Here is a 17652-nt window from a genome sequence, read left to right on the forward strand (position 1 = left end):
GTTATTTTTTGAATTTCGCTAAGGCATTTTTAGTAAAATCAGATAACACCAATTCCCCGGAAATTGCCGCCCTTTCAAATAATAATTCTTCCCAGTGAGAGGTGTCTTTCCATAGGATTTGTTTCATCTCGAACAAGGCTTCTGGGTTATATGAGGCAAGTTTTTCGATGAAAATTGTAATCTCCTTATCGAGGTCTTTTATCGATTCAAAAACCCTGGCATAAAGGCCTTTTTCTTTGGCCCAGTAAGCGTTTTTCCATTCGTGGGCTGCAAGGCTGAGTTCGGCCAGCGCATCTACTCCCATTTTTCGTTCTACCGCCGGAGCGATCACAAAAGGACCAATCCCTATGCTCAATTCAGAAAGTTTAATTGCGGCTGCATCAGTAGCCATAGCGTAGTCGCAAGCTGCTACGAGTCCGACGCCACCTCCCACGGTTTTTCCTTGAACACGCCCTACAATTAGTTTTTTGCATTTTCGCATTGCATTAATGACATTGGCGAATCCGGAGAAAAATAACTTACCGGCCTGCATTGTTTCTATGGCGACTAGTTCATCAAAAGAGGCCCCGGCGCAAAAGGCTTTTTCTCCTTCCGATTTTAATAGGATAACATTTACATTTTCATCATCAGAGAGTTTCTCAATTTCCTTTTCCAGTCTTTCTAATAGAACTGAGGGAAAAGAGTTACTTGCCGGATGCCCGAATTCCAGGTGAGCAATTCCGTTTTCGATTTTAGTATATAAACTTCCGTTTTCTGGTGTTGAGGTCATAATTATTCGGTTGATTTCCCTCAAATTTAAAATATTAAGCGGGAACAAACGAAATCTTCACACTTCTTTATGCAGGTATTTTCTTCGGAATTTGATCACCAGGGCGGTACTTCTTATGAGCATCCATACAAAAAATGCGATCCATATACCGTAAAGTTGCAACCCGAAGTAATCTGAAATCAAGAGAGCAGGCGTGAAGCCCAGAAAAGTTGCCACCAATAGTAGATTCCGAAGATATTTAGCTTCTCCAAGACCTTTAAAAATTCCATCAAACATAAAGGCGATGGCATTCACCGGTTGCATTAATAGGACGATCCAGAATACCGAAGAGAACAGGGCCAGAACAGCAGCTTCCTTGTTAAATATCAATCCTATTTCAGTATAAAATAAGGCGCAGATCGCCATCAGGATTAAAGCGATGAAAATGGAATATTTGCTAATTTTTTTACTGAGTTCCCACAGATTTTTATAATCGCGGGCACCCAGAAGTTTTCCGCCTATAGCGTTTCCGGCATTGGCATAACCATCAATAAAGAAGCTGAAAAACAACCAAATGTTCATTAAAATACTTTGGGCGGCGATATAATTTTTTCCGTAGTCCGTGGCGTAGGCATTGGCCAGGTAGATCGCGAAATTGAGTGCAGCGGTACGAACAAAAAGATTGGCCGCCATTAAAAGCAGTCCTTTAAGCCGAGGATTGATATTAAAACTCAACTTTAGATTAAAAGGTGTTTTCTTAAAGAAAAACCATAAGGCCATAATTAGCATTGTAGCCTGAGCAATAAGGCTGGCGTATGCCGCACCTTTTAGATGCATGGCGGGGATGAGACCTTCTATGCCGTAGACGAGGAGAAAATCGAGTCCTACGTTAACGGCAGCTCCCGCAAGGCTACATTTCATAGCCCATAAAGTATTTTGAAGTCCGCGGAAAACTCCGAAAATAGCGAAAGTTACCAGGGTAAACGGATAACCTAAAGCCCGGATTTGATAATATTCTTCAGAATAACTGAGGATAAGTCCTTCGGCATTATAGGCGCTAAAGATGCCTTCAGCAAAAAAGGCAGTGGTGAAATAGATCACCAGGCTAAAGGCGAAATTAAAATAAATAGCCTGCGGAATTAAGGTTTTTACAGCGTGCAGCCGATTCGCACCAAGATGTTGAGAAACAATGGCTGAAATTGCGGTTTTTGTCTGTGCAACTATCCAGATAATCGCCGAAAGAAAGGAACCCACGATCCCTGCTGCAGCCAGGGCCTCTACAGGATTGGTATCAACATTTCCGATAACCGCGATATCGGTTAGTGAAATTAGCGGTTCTGCAATTCCCGCGATGATAGCCGGAATAGCTAAGCGATTTATATTTTTAAAACTGATTGATGCTTCCAAGAGAACGCAAATATAAAAATAAGATCCAGGCTTGTTTACGGGATTTTCAGGAATAAAAATTTTAAAATTAAACCACTTCGCATAATTATAGTCCTATTTTTGAGAGAATTATTTTATAAAATCAATAAAAGCTTATGAATTTAAAATTACCCTGCTTGTTGCTGTTAAGTATCTTTTTTGCCTTTAGCAGCTATTCCCAACAAGATTATCCTACTAATCGCCAGGTGGAAAAACGCCTGAAACAAATGGCAAACTCTGCAAATGCAAAACTTATTTCACTTACCAAAACCAAAGGGGGTCAGGATATTTGGGCTCTTCAACTGGGAAAAGGAGATTTGGAAAATAAACCTGCCATTGCGATCTCCGGAGGCGTGGAAGGCTTTCATCTGTTAAGCGTGGAACTCGCATTACAGATTTCAGAGAAAATACTTCAGGAGCATTCAGAAATTTTGGACCAAACTACTTTTTATGTTTTTCCGAATATGTCGCCCGATGCCTATGCACAGTATTTTAGTGATATGAGATATGAACGCAGAGGAAATTCAGCAAAAATCGATCAGGACCGTGATGGGGAAATAAGTGAAGACCCTTATGAAGACCTGAACAATGACGGGTGGATTTCAAAGCTTCGAGTGGAAAGCCCAATGGGTGATTATGTGCCGCATCAAAGCGATAGTCGTGTACTCGTAAAAGCTGACGAAAAGGCTAAAAGGGATGAAAAGCGCTATATGCTGTACTCAGAAGGGATTGATAATGATAAGGACGAAAAATTTAATGAAGATCCCGAAGAGGGCATAGCCTTCAATAAAAGTCTTACTTATAAATTCCCGTATTTTGAAGCCTATGCGGGCGATTTTCCGGTCTCTCAACCAGAAAGCCGTGCGCTTCTGGACTATTTATTTGAGCGCTGGAATATTTTTGCTTTTGTGAGTTTTGGGCCTGCGAATAATTTAAGCAAGCCTTTAAAATTCAATAAAGCTGAAGCCGAAAAGCGTGTAGTTACCTCGATGTTGGAAAAGGATGTTAAGCTCAATGAAATGATCTCTGAGATCTATAATGAAACCATACCTTATGAGGCATACAACCAGGATAATCAGGGAACAGACGGGGATTTCTTTCAGTGGGCTTATTTTCACTTCGGAAGACTTAGCTTCAGCACTCCGGGTTGGTGGGTGCCGGAAGTGAAAGAAGAGAAAACAGAGAATGGTGTACAAACCGATTCGGTTTCCAATGGTGATATTAAACCAACTGCGGAAACAAACTTCCTTACCTGGGCAGAAAAAGAAGTAGTAGAGGATGTTTTTCTTCCCTGGACTGAAGTAGAACATCCTGATTTCCCCAACCAAAAGGTTGAAGTTGGAGGAATAAAGCCTTTTGCGATGAGCAACCCGCCGTACCAAATGACCGATAGTATCGCTTCCAATCATACAGATTTCATCATTAAACTGGCTGAAATGCAACCCAAACTGGAATTGCATAATCTTAAAACCGAAAAGCTAGGGGGCGGACTGACAAGAGTTACCGTAGACCTTTTCAATAACTCCCCTTTACCTACACATTCTGAACTGGGTGGAAAATCCCGGTGGCTTCAGAAACTACAAATAAGATTGAGTAAGGATAAAAAGGATATTCTGGCAGGAAACACTATTAAACTGGTAGACAAGTTGGAAGCCTACGAAAAGAAAACGCTTTCCTGGATCGTAAAAGGCAGCGGCACGGCAAACTTAAGAATTGGCGCACCTCATACCGGGTTTGTGGAGAGCAATGTAAAACTTTAATTTTAGAGAAATGAATTCAAAATATATACAAAATACAATCCTTCTGGCAATTTTAAGTTTCCTGCTCAATATTGCTCCCGCCGAGGCCCAGGAAAAATTCTTCAGGGCAATAGGAACACCGCATCAACCTGAGGTACAGGTTAGCTGGAACAGGTATTATACTTATGAGGGGATGGTTGATATAATGGAAAAGATCGCCAAGGCCTATCCTGAATTGGCTAAAATGGAAAGCATAGGGAAATCTTATGAAGGCCGTGATATTTATGTGCTCACAATCTCTGATTTCAATACTGGGAACCCGAATAAAAAACCGGCTATGTACATAGATGGAAATATTCATTCCAATGAAATTCAGGGAACCGAATTTTCTTTATACACGGCCTGGTATCTTACTGAAATGTTTGATGAACTTGATTTTATAAGAGAATTGTTGGAAGACAAAACTTTTTATATAAATCCCAGTATAAATCCTGATGCACGAAATAACTATATGAATGAACCCAATACTCCGCATTCTCCCCGCTCAGGGATGATCGTTTTAGATAATGACGGAGACGGTAAGGCCGGAGAAGATGGTTTCGATGATATTAATGAAGATGATCATATTACGATGATGATAAGGAAATCTCCAACCGGCAGGTTTATTAAAGATCCACAGGATGACCGTAAACTGATAAGAGTTGCTGCAGAAGAAAAAGGTGAATATGAAATGCTGGGCTTTGAGGGGATTGATACAGACGGCGACGGCGAAGTGAATGAAGACGGGATTGGCTATTACGATCCCAACCGCGACTGGGGCTGGAAATGGCAACCGGATTACATTCAACGCGGGGCTTATAAATATCCCTTTAGCCTACCAGAGAACAGGGCGGTGATGGAATTTGTGATGGACCACCCAAATATAGCAGGGGCTCAGAGTTATCATAATTATGGCGGGATGATCCTTCGCGGGCCCGGAGCCGAAGAAGATGCTGAAACCTATAATAGTGAAGATGTAGCGATCTATGATGAAATTGCTAAAAAAGGAGAGGAAATGATTCCGGGGTATCGTTACCTGGTGGTTTACAAGGATTTATATTCTGTTTTTGGTGGTGAATTAGATTGGTTTTACGGCGGAAGGGGCGTTTATACTTACTCCAATGAATTAATGGTTTCCTACCTTTATTTTCACGAAAATAAGGGTCGCGGAAATCAGGATGAGGAATTGAAAGTAGACCGTTACCTTACCTTTGGTGATGCGTTTGTGGACTGGGAGGAATATAGCCATCCGCAATACGGTAAAATAGAAATTGGAGGATTCAAAAAGAACTTTGGCAGGGCGCACCCGGGATTCCTCCTGGAGCAGGACGCTCACCGAAATATGGCTTTTAGTGTTTATCATGCCTACCACACCCCAAAACTAAGTATCTCTGATGTGAAAGAGGAAAACCTAGGCGGTGGTTTAAGACAGGTTACCGCTACAATTTACAATGAAAGATTAATGCCTACACATTCCAGCCAGGATTTGAAGTATAAAATCGAGCGTCCCGACTTTGTAAGTATTTCAGGAGCGAAGGTAGTTGCCGGAATGGTTGTAAATGATGAAGATTTTAATAAGGTGGAAGAGCAGGAAGTAAATCCTGAAACCATAAAGGTGGAAAATATCCCTGGGATGGATGCAGTAAAAGTGCGCTGGATCATCTCTGGAGGTAGAAACTATTCCATAAAAGTAGATTCGGCAAAAGGCGGGATCGCTGAGTGGGAAAGTTAAGGTATCCAAGAGTAATCGAAAGCCCTTCTTTTCTGCGGAAAGGAAGGGCTTTTTACTTTGTGCTATAGAACCAGCTCATAACAATGAAAGGGCTGGTCGTTTTTATGCGGAAAATAAACATCGCCAAGTCTTTGATAACCGCGGGCTTCATAAAACTTCTGGTTGCGTTTGTTTTGACTGAAGGTATCCAGCCTAATGGAAGTGAAATTTTCGGTTTTTGCGAAATCTTCTGCAAAATCCATCATTTTCCTGGCGTATCCCTGCCCCCAGAAATCCGGATGCGTGGCCAGGCGGTGAACATATAAATTATTTCCCGTCTCAGTAAGCCAGCTAATATTTTGGTAAACTTCATCCATGTTTGGGGTGAGCACTATAATGGCGATTATCCTATTTTTATGCTCATAAACAAATAATTCTTCCCTTTTAATATCATTTTCGAGCTTTTCAAGGCTTGGATAATCTTCATTCCATTGAAAAATATTTTGTTGCTGAAGGGCTTCAGCACAGGCTTCGGTAAGTTTTTTGATTTCGCTGAGGTCCTTCAGGCTAGCCTTCCTAATCATTTTTATTCAGAAATATTAATTAAAAGTTCTTTGTTTAAATTTACAGAAAATTATTACATTTGCCTTTCCAAATTGGGGGATTAGCTCAGTTGGCTAGAGCGTTTGGCTGGCAGCCAAAAGGTCATCGGTTCGACTCCGATATTCTCCACCAAAAACCACCGTTTCGCGGTGGTTTTTTGTTTCCGGATATTTTGCTTCTACAACTATTTTTTTCGTGAAAGGGCTAGAGCGTCCCGATGCCAGATCGGGAAGGTCATCGGTTCGACTCCGATATTCTCCACCAAAACCACCGTTTCGCGGTGGTTTTTTTATTTTCGCACTTTTCCTGTTTCAAAATAATAAAAAACCACCCGAATTAGGGTGGCCTGGAATTATTTTCTTCCGAAGAAATTAATCGTTTTCATCAAGTTCAAGGTACTCGTCGAATAGCTCCTGTGCATTGGCATTAAGGAAATCAAGGCTTTTGTTCAACACATGTTGAAATTCCCTGGTTAGTTCTTCTTTTTGCCAGGGATGTGAAATTCCGAAGGTGTGATTGGCGCCTTCTACCAGAAGTAATTTGGAGGCAGGACTCCATTCGAATAGATTTCCCGCGTCGGCAATTGAAACTGTTGTATCGTTACTACCGTGAGCAATAAAATGGGGTATTTCCAGCTTTTTAGCTGCTTTCTGTATATTAAGTCTTTCTTTATTCTCCTTGAAATTTTTGTAAAACTGGTAATGATGGGGTAATTGTTGCTTCGTGCGGGTATTTGTGATATACTGTACCCCTTTTTTCTCCCAGGCCTCCAAATCTTTTCCTTTGGGGAATCTTGAAGCGAAATCGCTTACTGCCGCCAGGGTAATAAGCTTGGTAATCCTTTTTTCTTCAGCCGACTTTATAACTGTAATACCGCCACCCCTGGAGTGGCCAATTAAACTAATATTGGAAGGGTCTACCTGGGCCAGATGTGGAAAATTTGGTAATAAAAGCCAATCGATAACCGATTGCAGATCATCAAGTTCTTTAGTGTAATTATTATCTCCGAAAGCTTCAATATTGGGGAATTCTGTTAGATGTTCAGGAGAGGTTCCGTTATGGCTAAAGTTGAATTTCACAAAGAAATAGCCCTTTTCGGCATAGAACTGAGCCATTTTATCCCATGCACCCCAATCTTTAAAACCTTTGTAACCGTGACAAAATATGATAACAGGTTTCGGTTTATCTTCAGTATTAAAATAAAGGTCTGCGAGTATAGGTTTATTGTGTTTTCCTTCTATCTGAAGATTAGTTTCTTTAGTAATTTCCATTTTTGATTTCTTTTTCGATAAATGCCGTATTTGGATCACAAATTTCGACAATTAATTTCTTTAATTCGGTCTGAAAAGCACCCATTATTTCGGAATCAAGTTCGGTTTTTCCTCCACTTCTTTGATTCGCCTTTTCATTCTTGGTAAATTTCAAAAATCCGTTCTGCAGATTTTTAAAGGAGATCACTCCGGCTTCCACAGGCGGATTTAAATCCAGGCTTTCTGTAATAAGACTTGCATAGGTAAGAACCTGAAAACTTTTGCTGTACTTATCATAATCTGAGGCCAGTAAGTCCCAATCTACAATTTTAAGTTGAGCCTGTTGAACCTTGCCAGTTTTATAGTCAATAATTCTGGTAATACCGTTAGTATTTTCGAGTCGGTCGACTTTTCCTCTTATGTAAACCGGGAAATCCAATGCCTCAATCTTAATTTGAGTTTTGAGGTTCTCCTCGATCATCAGGATATTAACTTCATCCCCGTTCTTTATTCGGTTTAATTCCTGCTGAAGAAAATTTTGCAGGTAGCGTTTTGCAACTTCAAAAATAAGAAGATTCTTCCCGCGATCCATAGGGACAGAGGTGTAGGATTTTTTAAACTGAAGACTGATCTCCTCCGGAATACGTTTCTTAAACTGCAGGATATCATTTTCAGTAAGGTTTTTTCCTTCCAGGGGCTTGTAGAATGTTTCCAGGCTATCATGAATAACCGTCCCAAGGGTGTTATAGGCTACGATTTCTTCTACATCGTCACTATCTCTTACCCCAAGCACATAGCGGTAATAAAAATCTATTGGGTTTCTGATGTAGGTGGTAAGCGCCGAAGGTGAAAATCCGGAGGTAGCCAACTCTTTAAGTTTTTCAATGATTTCTGGAGTTTTTTTAACCTCTTTTAAATCTGAAGTAAGAGTGGGTACTTTTGGACTTATGAGTTTTTTTATCAATTTATGGTTTGGATGTTTTTCTACTTCCAACTGTGTAATAAACCGGCTTTTCTCACCGGTATTCATCCCGTCCGGCTCGGTGTTATAGATCAAATACACCTTTTTTGCTCGTTGCATTAGCCGATAAAAATGATAGGTATAAACGGCATTTTTCTCACTGTAAGTCGGGAGCTTATATGCCTTTTTAAGATCGAAAGGCAGAAAGGAATTATGTGATTTCCCCGAAGGCAATATTCCTTCATTCACTGATGTAATAATCACCGTTTCAAAGTCGAGTGCCCGGGATTCTAACATTCCCATTAGCTGAAGACCTTTAAAGGGTTTTCCCTGAAAATCCAAACTTTGAGTCGTCATTATTTCCTTGTAAAAACCATGGAGTGTCTTTAAACTCCGGATATGGGGATAAGTTGAATGGAGACTTTCAAGTTTGTTGAAAAGAATATGAAATTGATATAAAAACTCCAGGCCAATGCTGTTTTTCTGACTCTTATAAAAACCCTTGATTTCCTGAATAAGCATCTGGAAATTCCTGATGAGCGTTTCAGGTTTGTTATTCACCTCATCAAAACAAGCCTTTATGATCTTTTGATTTCCGCTTGTAAATTGCTGAATGATTTCTTCTGAACTAATATAAACCGAATTATCCTTTTTGATCTTTCCTGAAAAATCATCGGCGGCGGGTTGGAGAATGCTATGCAAGGCAGGATGATTAATTATTGAAATCACATCTTTGTAATAGAACCCGGAGGCTGCATTAAGATTAATATGAAAGATCTTTTCAAAAAGAGAACTTAACGGAGCATTTTTGAGAGGAAATCCCATCGTGATATTCAAATCCCGGATGTTCGGTGGCAAACTGTTTAGAACAGGCAACAGAAGGTCTTCTTCTCCCAAAACGACAGCCGTATTTTCCAATTGATTTTGCTCCATACCTGAGAGTAGCTCTCCCAGATATTTAGCCTGTCCGATATTTTTTGGCACCCCAATTAGTTCTATTTCTTTTTCTTTTGAAAACTCTTTTACCTCAGGTAAAGAAGTTTCATTATTATAGATTGGCCACTCCTTAAGATATTGATTAAGGAAAATCGATGCTGAATGTTCTTTGTCTTTCAAAAAGATCTCATCGAGATCCCAGTTAATTTCAGCTTTCCCTTGCTCCAATAAATGTTGGATGATCTCCTGTTCGGCATTATTTAAGGCGTTAAAGCCAATAAAAACATGTTTCTGAGATTCAGAGGAAGTGTAATTTTTAATTTTTCCAGCAGCCTCCCGATAAATCAGGCCTTGATATCCCCGATTCCTGGAGAGAAGACTAGTTTTTAATTCAGCATAATATTCAGGAAGCTTGTGCCAGAATTTAAGGTAGTTTTCTATTAATTCGGTTTTATCCTTCTGAAGATACCAATGATTGATATCCTGAATTCCGGCCAGATAATTAAAAAAGCTTTTATGATCTATAAGGTACCGATCTATCTCATTAAAATCATGGATTAGGGTCTGGGCCCAGGTAGTAAAAGTTTCAAAATCTTCGCGTTCCTCCTCAGGAGTTAGTTTTCTGTAAACTTCATAGAACTCAAACAAGCAAATAGTATTATCTATAGGCTGAAGTCCGGAAATAATTTGAGCAAACTCTTCAATACTGTAAACTTTTGGGGCGAAAAGATGCTTTTGATTTAATTTTGAAAGCTCATTCAATAAGAAACTCCCGGCTCTTTTTGAGGGGAGTATAAAAATGGTTTCTGAAATGTTCTCTTCTGATTTTAAGAGTTTTTGAAGGACCTGCGATATAAAAGAAATCATTTCATAAAAATAAAAAACGCCCCGATTAATCGGGGCGTTTTTAAATAAAGTTTTAAACTTTTCTACTAGTTCATATCAGTAGTATCAGTTTCAGTTTCCTGGTTTCTCATTTCCTTGTCTTTATCCAAAGAAATTTCAACACGTCTGTTATCCTGTCTTCCGGCAGCAGTATTGTTAGTTGCGATTGGTCTGGATTCACCGTAACCTTCAGAAGTCAATCTGTTGGCTGGAATTCCGGCTTCTTGTAACCATTCTTTAACAGAAGCTGCACGTTCTTTAGAAAGTTGCAGGTTGTATTCGTCGCTTCCGGTGCTGTCTGTATGACCTTCAACATGGAAGATAGTGTTATCATATTCTTCCATGATATCGGCGATAGATTGAAGCGCCTCTTCAGATTCATCACGGATGGTAGCTTTATTCAGGTCGAAAAGTACGGTTTTAGAGTACTCATTCAATTCAGAAATAACTTCAACATCCGGCTCTGGACAACCGTCATTTTCTACGGTTCCAGGAGTGTCAGGACATTCGTCATCTTTGTCAAGAACTCCGTCATTATCACGGTCTTCGTAAGGACACCCATCATTTTCAGCAGGACCGGCTTCTTCAGGACAGTCATCTTCATGATCTGGAACGCCATCGCCATCTGCATCAGGACATCCGTTAAGCTCGGCAAGACCAGCTACTTCAGGACAGTCATCTTGAGGATCTGGGATTCCGTCACCATCAGTATCAGGACAACCATCAAATTCAGGAAGACCAGCTACATCAGGACAGGCGTCTTGTCTGTCTTCAATGCCATCACCGTCGGTATCAGGACATCCGTTGAATTCAGGAAGACCTGGAGTTTCAGGACACTCGTCATCTTTGTCGTAGATACCATCACCATCAGTGTCAGTACCACCAAACATAAATTTCACACCGGCAGCATGTTGGAAATGCGTAGCCATATCGGTATCAAAAACATGTTTGTAATTAGATTCAACAGTAAGGGCTACATTGTCGCTAAACCAGAAATTAAGACCCACTTTACCGTTTAAGGTGGCAGCGCTTAAATCTGTAATAGGAAGATCTCCCGAGTCACCGATGCGGGTGTAACCCCCACCAATACCAATTACTGGATCTAACCATCCTTCGTTAAGCATTGCTCGAAGACTGTAATTGAAAGATCCGTCAAGGGAGTAATAAGAAAGATTACTGGTTCCCATATCTCCATATTTGTCAATTTGGTTCATTGAACCATCAAGTTCGAAAACAAATCCGCCGCCAATATACCGTCCAACTGAAATTCTGGACACAGCAGGGATGATATTCCAGTGGTCACCCACATTAAAATACTGATCGAAAGTACCTCCAAGGGGAGCATCTTCACCAGTAGGATAGAAATCTACTGCATTGGCTTCAAGACCAATAGACCATGGATTATTGGCATCCTGAGCGTTTACCGAAGTAAGCCCAAATACCAACACAGCAGCCATTAATAATTTGCTAAGATGTTTCATATTCAATTGTTTAGTTTTAAGTGTTAATTGTTAACAAAAGTAGACGCAAAATGTATATTAACAAAGTGGATAATAATAAAGTTTTCTTAATAAACCCTTGTCTAATGCAGTTTTTCAGCGATTTGAAGGAAATTTAGGCCTCTATTTTACTGTTTTATTAACAGAAATTCAAAGTTAATTAGATCACTCCCAGTTCTTTTCCCACTTTAGTAAAAGCCTTAATGGCTTTATCCAAATGTGCTTTTTCGTGAGCTGCAGAAAGCTGAACCCTTATACGGGCTTTACCTTTAGGCACTACCGGATAGAAAAAACCAATTACATAAATGCCTTCGTCAAGTAGTTTATCAGCCATGTTTTGCGACAATTGAGCATCGTAAAGCATCACCGGTACAATTGCAGCATCACCGTCTATTATGTCAAAACCGGCTTCTTTGATTCCGCTTTTAAAGTATTTTGTGTTTTCTTTTAATTTATTCCGAAGGGAAGAATCGGTTTTCAACATATCAAAAACCTTAATTGAAGCCCCAACGATAGCCGGCGCGAGGGAATTTGAAAAGAGATAGGGACGCGAACGTTGACGCAGCATTTCTATGATTTCTTTCTTGGCGGTTGTGTATCCACCCATTGCGCCACCCAGAGCTTTTCCAAGAGTGCCTGTAATGATATCCACGCGATCCATTACATTTTTCTCTTCAAGGGTTCCAATTCCGTTTTCTCCAATGAAACCTGTTGCATGACATTCGTCTATCATAACCAGCGCATCATATTTATCGGCGAGATCACAAATCTTATCCAGTGGAGCTACCAATCCGTCCATTGAAAATACCCCATCGGTAACGATAATCTTAAATCGTGCACCTTTGTCGTTTGCGGTTTTAAGTTGGTTTTCGAGATCTTCCATATTCCCGTTTTCGTAACGGTAGCGTGCAGCTTTACACAGTCTTACTCCATCAATTATAGAAGCATGATTAAGAGAATCTGAGATTATCGCATCTTCCGCAGTGAATAGAGGTTCGAAGATTCCTCCATTGGCGTCAAAGGCTGCCGCATATAAAATAGTGTCTTCGGTTCCGTAGAAATCGGCGATCGTTTTTTCCAGTTCCTTGTGAATATCCTGAGTCCCACAAATAAACCTCACACTTGACATTCCAAATCCATGCGAGTCTAAAGTGTCTTTTGCGGCCTGGATAACTTCGGGATGCGAAGATAAGCCCAGGTAATTATTAGCGCAGAAATTTATTACTTCCTGGCCGGTTGAGATTTTTATCACGGCATCCTGCGGACTGGTGATAATTCTTTCTCTTTTAAATAATCCGTTATCTTTTATCTCCTGAAGTTCTTTTTCAAGATGATCTTTTATTTTTCCGTACATTTTAATCGATTTTTCACAAAATTACACATCTTTTTTATACATACTCAAGGCTTAACTTCTTGTTAATATAAACAAGGATCTTTTTATTTGTTCTGAACCCCATATTTTCCAGTGTTTCACCATAAGTTTTTATTTGCATGGCGTGTTGTTCCTTAAAACCGCCGGTTTTATAATCCAGAATAGTCACTTCTTTATCTTTAAAATTAAGCCTGTCTGGTCTGAGTCTTTTTCCGTGATCTATAAGAATGTCTCTCTCATTCAAATTTGAGATTCCAGGTTCAAAGAATTCCCTCAAGTCAGGATGGTCAATGACAGAATTGATCACTTTTCCGATTATTGGTTTTGCTTCCTGAGTAATAATTCCATCAAGAACCGCCTGGTCCAAAGCTTGATCTACATCTTCTTTTGTGTTGATTTGCGCTAGAATATCATGGATGATTTCACCCTTTTCAATGGCTTCTTCCTGCTGGGTATCCCATAATGAACCTGATCTTGTGACTATATGTACTGCCTGATTTTCAGTAGGTGTGGAATAAAAGTGTTCTTGTACCTGGCTTGTAGAGCCCTTTGCCCCCGGTCGCAGTTGAGGAAGATTTCCAAAGGTATACTGGAGTTGTCCTTCTGCCCATTTCCCTGCCTCTTTTAGAAAACCTATTAATAATCCGGAAACCTTCGCAGGGTTTTCTATTCCATTCTTATCGGTATCCAATTTTGAAAGGATATACAATTGTTCTGAAGCCCTGGTGCAGGCAACATACAACACGTTAAGAGTGTCGAGTTCCTTTTGATCAAGCAATTCCTGAAATACGGCGGAAGCATTTTCACTCCAATTGAGCATTTTCTTTGAGGCACTAATGTAGCTCACTGGAATTTTATTCAATGCTTCAGGGAGGTCCAGCCAAAGGGAATCCATTCGGGTATCCTGAAAATCAGAGTTGGCAAAAGGATAGATCACTACCGGAAACTCCAGACCCTTAGAAGAATGAATAGTCATTATTTTGACCGCATTTCCTTCCTCAGGAACTGCAATACTGAGCTTTTCTTTATTTTGTTCATAAAGGTCGAGGAAATCGGCAATGCCCGTAATGGATTTCTGAGTTGTTTCAAAAATATAATCCAGGAAGAACTGAATGTAAGCATCAGAAGTATCTACCAGCGAAAAACTTCTGATTATATATTCCGTTGCCTCATATAAGGAGAGGTTTTTCATCTCCTCCAGACTAAAATGGATATCATATTCCTTAAGCCAGTTGAAGAAAGCATCTTCATGATACTTCAAATTCTCGCTTATAATTTGGTGCGGTTCCTCCAGCTGAAGTTTTTCCTGAAGAAAATTAAAAAGTTCCAGCTTAAGATTATCATCCTTGGGGTTGATAGAAAAAGCAAGCAGATGTAATATGAAATTAACGGCCGGAGAATTAGCTACCAGAAGGGTTTCCGAGGAAACTACAGGGATTCCTTGCTCACTTAAATAACTCGCAATGGCAATTCCCTCTTTTCTTCTGCGGGTGAGAATGCAAATATCGCTTTTAGGGAATTTTTCCTCTTCCAGATTTTTGATTATTTCCAGAACTCTTTCAGGATAGATATTAAATTCTTCCTCACTGGTTTTTGCTTCAATAAATGAAATGTCTACGTATCCATAATTTTCTTTTTTTGGTGTTTGCTTACTTTTTACAAAAAGTTCGCTGTAACTGGGATGCCGCAAAGAATTCGAGGCATATTGAAAAAGATTATTATTGAAGTTCACAATTTCACCCCCGCTGCGATAATTATCGGGGAGATCTTCTACTTTTTGTTTTATACTGAAAGGTTTTTCTTTAAGATTATAGAGGTCAATAAATTGCTCGGCTTTACCTCCACGCCAACGATAAATAGATTGTTTGGCATCTCCTACCAGCATAAGTCCGGCCGGTTCCCCCGGTTTTGATTCAGCAGAAAGACTATGCTCCACCAATGGTTGCAGATTTTCCCACTGCATCTGGGAGGTATCCTGAAATTCATCTATGAAATAATTCTGATAGCGTTCCCCGAGTTTCTCATATATAAAAGGCGCGGGTTGGTCTTTAACCTGGGCGCTTATCAATGGGTTGAATTCTGAGATCAACAAAAGGTTACGCTCCTTCTTAATGATTTCAACCTGTTGATTGATAGCGTTTAAAAGGGAAAGCTGCACCAGTTTTTTCTCTATTTCACTGAGAAAATCCAATTGATAGATAGCTTTTTCTGAAGCTCTAAATAGTTCACAAAGCTGTGGCTGAAGACTGTCTAAAAGGGATTTTTTCTCCTCTTTTTGGGTTTTGTTATAAAGTGGGGATATTTCCAGGTTTTCTATCCATTGTGAAGAGAAATCTGCAGGAAACTTTTCCTCCTTTAATTTCTGAAAATAATTAGGGAGTGATTTCCTGGTGAAATCTGAAAATTCCAGGTTATGGTCCTGCATTATTCCGAAGAAAATATCCGCTGAACTATGGATGATTTCTTTTGTGGATTCCTTTTCGGCTTTTATCTTTTTGGAAAACTTTTCGAAGTCGGCGAGACTTTTACCTTTTAATTTCGCCAGAGGATGTTGATTGTTTTCATTGGTAAGTAACCGGGAAATTTCAAAGAGATCCTTGGTTATATCCCAGCTTTTTTCCTCATCGGTTTTACTTAGGGCAAATTCAGTAAGAATTTTTGTCAGGGTCTTATCGGTTCCCGCCTTAGCAATTAAAGCTTCCACGGCTTCAAGCAGAATTTGCTCGGTGTTTAGAGAAATCTCAAAATTAACCGATAAACCAAGGTCTTTGGCAAAACTTCTCAGGATTCGCTGGGTAAAACCATCTATTGTAGAGATCTCAAAAGCCGCGTAATTGTGAATGATATTTTTTAGAATTCTGGCAGATTTCTGCTGAATCTCTTCACCCGACATTCCTGTGGCCTCTCTGATGGCTTCGAAGAGCCCGCTAGAAGCTTCAGGGACCGGAGATTTTGAGAAGTTATGCAGACTTGTGATGATTCTTGTTTTCATCTCTGCCACCGCTTTATTGGTAAAGGTTATGGCCAGTATATTTTTATACGCATCTGGCCTGGAGGAATTGAAAAGTAAAACAAGATATTCCTTGACCAGGGTAAAGGTTTTTCCGGAACCCGCGGATGCATTATAAATATTGAAAGTATTTTTCAAAAATCAGTATTGTTTGGTGAAATCTTAATTGATGGACAGAAACATAAAGGTAAAATAAAATTGTTTGCCAAAGCTTCCGTGCTTTTAAGTATTTTATAACAGAAAAATATTTTTAGTACATTCCTTAATACTTAAATTTGGGAGAATTAAATACTAATCACAATAAAATATATAAAACTATGGCTTTCGAATTACCGAAACTAAAATATGCATTTGATGCATTGGAACCACATATAGATGCAAGAACCATGGAAATTCACCATGGTAAGCATCATGCAGGTTATACAAGTAAACTTAACGACGCTATAAAAGGTACCGACCTGGAAGGAAAAACCATTGAGAATATTCTGGAAAATCTGGATATGTCAAATAAAGCTGTTAGGAATAACGGAGGTGGATATTACAATCACAATTTATTCTGGGAAATCATGTCTCCTGATGGTGGTGGAAAACCCGATGGTGAACTTGCCTCAGCAATTGATAATGCTTTTGGATCTTTTGAAGCCTTTAAAGATGAATTCGCAAAAGCCGGTGCCGGACAGTTTGGATCTGGTTGGGCCTGGTTATGTGTTCATCCCGGAGGTAAATTAGAGATTTGTTCAACAGCAAATCAGGATAATCCATTAATGCCGGAGAAAGGTTGTGGTGGTACTCCAATTCTGGGACTTGATGTATGGGAGCACGCATATTATTTAAACTATCAGAACCGTCGTCCAGATTACATCAACGCATTTTTTAATGTGATTAACTGGAAAGAAGTTGCGAGCAGATATGCAAAAGAAAAATAGAGATTAAGTTCTAAAATTTATAAAGGCTACCGATTCGGTAGCCTTTTTTTATGTGCTATAGAAATTAGTCCCAATAAAAAAAGGCGGATTATTCATCCACCTTTTTTTGCCCCAAATCTACCATGAACTTAACCTACTTATGTTATGGTCTTACCAAGATAGGAAGAAAAATAGGTTCTGAAAACATTTTTAGATGAACTACCAAAATACTAGTTTATAGGTAGTTCATAAGAAAAAAGTGTAAGAGAGGGATTATTTTTTTAGAGCACCTGGAAATCGAACATAAAAAAAGGCGGATTGTTCATCCACCTTTTTTTGCCCCAAATCTACCATGAACTTAACCTACTTATGTTATGGCTTAGCTAATATACAACAGGATTTTATTTTTGCAAATGCTTTTAGCCCAATAGCTTAAATATTTGTTGAACACCTTTAGCTGAAATAAAGTTGTAGGAAAATACTTATATTTTTGAAGGTATTGAGTGCATCACAGTTATATGCTTATTTAAGTTTGGAGCATAAAAAAAGGCGGATTGTTCATCCACCTT

Annotated in this window: 11 protein-coding genes and 2 tRNA genes; 5 read left to right on the plus strand and 8 right to left on the minus strand. The window is 39.5% G+C overall.

Translation table 11 applies throughout. The features are described 5' to 3' along the window. Nucleotide 1 precedes the first annotated feature (1 nt). Complete coding sequence (locus tag ACESK1_RS01445) at nucleotides 2–769, minus strand: enoyl-CoA hydratase/isomerase family protein (RefSeq protein WP_372917183.1); 768 nt, start codon at nucleotides 767–769, stop codon at nucleotides 2–4. A 57-nt stretch (nucleotides 770–826) separates the two neighbouring features. Further along, nucleotides 827–2155, minus strand: coding sequence for an MATE family efflux transporter (locus tag ACESK1_RS01450; RefSeq protein WP_372917185.1), 1329 nt, complete (start codon nucleotides 2153–2155; stop codon nucleotides 827–829). Between the two features lie 134 nt (nucleotides 2156–2289). Here ACESK1_RS01450 and ACESK1_RS01455 point away from each other — a divergent pair, with 134 nt between their 5' ends. Further along, nucleotides 2290–3933 (plus strand): M14 family metallopeptidase, encoded by a 1644-nt coding sequence (locus tag ACESK1_RS01455; RefSeq protein WP_372917187.1) that lies wholly within the window; start codon nucleotides 2290–2292, stop codon nucleotides 3931–3933. Nucleotides 3934–3943: 10 nt separating this feature from the next. After that, the gene (locus ACESK1_RS01460) at nucleotides 3944–5683 is read left to right on the plus strand and encodes a M14 family metallopeptidase (protein ID WP_372917189.1); all 1740 of its coding nucleotides are present in this window, start codon (nucleotides 3944–3946) and stop codon (nucleotides 5681–5683) included. A 62-nt stretch (nucleotides 5684–5745) separates the two neighbouring features. Here the strand turns inward: ACESK1_RS01460 and ACESK1_RS01465 are convergent, their stop codons facing one another. Then, nucleotides 5746–6246: a GNAT family N-acetyltransferase gene (locus ACESK1_RS01465; RefSeq protein ID WP_372917191.1), complete on the minus strand. Its 501-nt coding sequence runs from the start codon at nucleotides 6244–6246 to the stop codon at nucleotides 5746–5748. A gap of 74 nt (nucleotides 6247–6320) precedes the next feature. On the opposite strand from ACESK1_RS01465, the gene ACESK1_RS01470 reads away from it, so the two are divergent. Both ACESK1_RS01470 and ACESK1_RS01475 read left to right on the plus strand, forming a co-directional pair. Continuing rightward, nucleotides 6321–6397: transfer RNA gene (locus ACESK1_RS01470), tRNA-Ala, on the plus strand. A 33-nt stretch (nucleotides 6398–6430) separates the two neighbouring features. Then, nucleotides 6431–6529 (plus strand) — tRNA-Trp (locus tag ACESK1_RS01475). Between the two features lie 107 nt (nucleotides 6530–6636). Here ACESK1_RS01475 and ACESK1_RS01480 read toward each other — a convergent pair. The 5 genes from ACESK1_RS01480 to ACESK1_RS01500 form a co-directional block, all read right to left on the minus strand. Next, on the minus strand, nucleotides 6637–7536 hold the full coding sequence (locus ACESK1_RS01480) for an alpha/beta hydrolase family protein (RefSeq protein WP_372917193.1): 900 nt from the start codon (nucleotides 7534–7536) through the stop codon (nucleotides 6637–6639). After that, complete coding sequence (locus ACESK1_RS01485) at nucleotides 7523–10279, minus strand: PD-(D/E)XK nuclease family protein (protein ID WP_372917195.1); 2757 nt, start codon at nucleotides 10277–10279, stop codon at nucleotides 7523–7525. The genes ACESK1_RS01480 and ACESK1_RS01485 overlap by 14 nt, the downstream gene beginning before the upstream one ends. A 65-nt stretch (nucleotides 10280–10344) precedes the next feature. Beyond that, the gene (locus tag ACESK1_RS01490) at nucleotides 10345–11778 is read right to left on the minus strand and encodes an OmpA family protein (RefSeq protein ID WP_372917197.1); all 1434 of its coding nucleotides are present in this window, start codon (nucleotides 11776–11778) and stop codon (nucleotides 10345–10347) included. A gap of 178 nt (nucleotides 11779–11956) precedes the next feature. After that, nucleotides 11957–13150 (minus strand): glycine C-acetyltransferase, encoded by a 1194-nt coding sequence (gene kbl, locus ACESK1_RS01495; protein WP_372917199.1) that lies wholly within the window; start codon nucleotides 13148–13150, stop codon nucleotides 11957–11959. A 34-nt stretch (nucleotides 13151–13184) separates the two neighbouring features. Next, nucleotides 13185–16316: a UvrD-helicase domain-containing protein gene (locus ACESK1_RS01500; RefSeq protein WP_372917201.1), complete on the minus strand. Its 3132-nt coding sequence runs from the start codon at nucleotides 16314–16316 to the stop codon at nucleotides 13185–13187. Nucleotides 16317–16495: 179 nt separating this feature from the next. Here ACESK1_RS01500 and ACESK1_RS01505 point away from each other — a divergent pair, with 179 nt between their 5' ends. Next, the gene (locus ACESK1_RS01505; protein ID WP_372917203.1) at nucleotides 16496–17104 is read left to right on the plus strand and encodes a superoxide dismutase; all 609 of its coding nucleotides are present in this window, start codon (nucleotides 16496–16498) and stop codon (nucleotides 17102–17104) included. The last annotated feature ends 548 nt before the right edge of the window (nucleotides 17105–17652 follow it).

Origin of the sequence: Salegentibacter sp., from assembly GCF_041642575.1 — a bacterium.
Taxonomy (GTDB): Bacteria; Bacteroidota; Bacteroidia; order Flavobacteriales; family Flavobacteriaceae; genus Salegentibacter.

What these genes read in the sequence shown, in the direction of transcription:
- ACESK1_RS01465 (WP_372917191.1), bottom strand. Translation starts at nt 6,246, where the DNA reads ATGATTAGGAAGGCTAGCCTGAAGGACCTCAGCGAAATCAAAAAACTT.
- ACESK1_RS01490 (WP_372917197.1), bottom strand. Translation starts at nt 11,778, where the DNA reads ATGAAACATCTTAGCAAATTATTAATGGCTGCTGTGTTGGTATTTGGG.
- ACESK1_RS01455 (WP_372917187.1), top strand. Translation starts at nt 2,290, where the DNA reads ATGAATTTAAAATTACCCTGCTTGTTGCTGTTAAGTATCTTTTTTGCC.
- ACESK1_RS01445 (WP_372917183.1), bottom strand. Translation starts at nt 769, where the DNA reads ATGACCTCAACACCAGAAAACGGAAGTTTATATACTAAAATCGAAAAC.
- ACESK1_RS01480 (WP_372917193.1), bottom strand. Translation starts at nt 7,536, where the DNA reads ATGGAAATTACTAAAGAAACTAATCTTCAGATAGAAGGAAAACACAAT.
- ACESK1_RS01505 (WP_372917203.1), top strand. Translation starts at nt 16,496, where the DNA reads ATGGCTTTCGAATTACCGAAACTAAAATATGCATTTGATGCATTGGAA.
- kbl (WP_372917199.1), bottom strand. Translation starts at nt 13,150, where the DNA reads ATGTACGGAAAAATAAAAGATCATCTTGAAAAAGAACTTCAGGAGATA.
- ACESK1_RS01485 (WP_372917195.1), bottom strand. Translation starts at nt 10,279, where the DNA reads ATGATTTCTTTTATATCGCAGGTCCTTCAAAAACTCTTAAAATCAGAA.
- ACESK1_RS01460 (WP_372917189.1), top strand. Translation starts at nt 3,944, where the DNA reads ATGAATTCAAAATATATACAAAATACAATCCTTCTGGCAATTTTAAGT.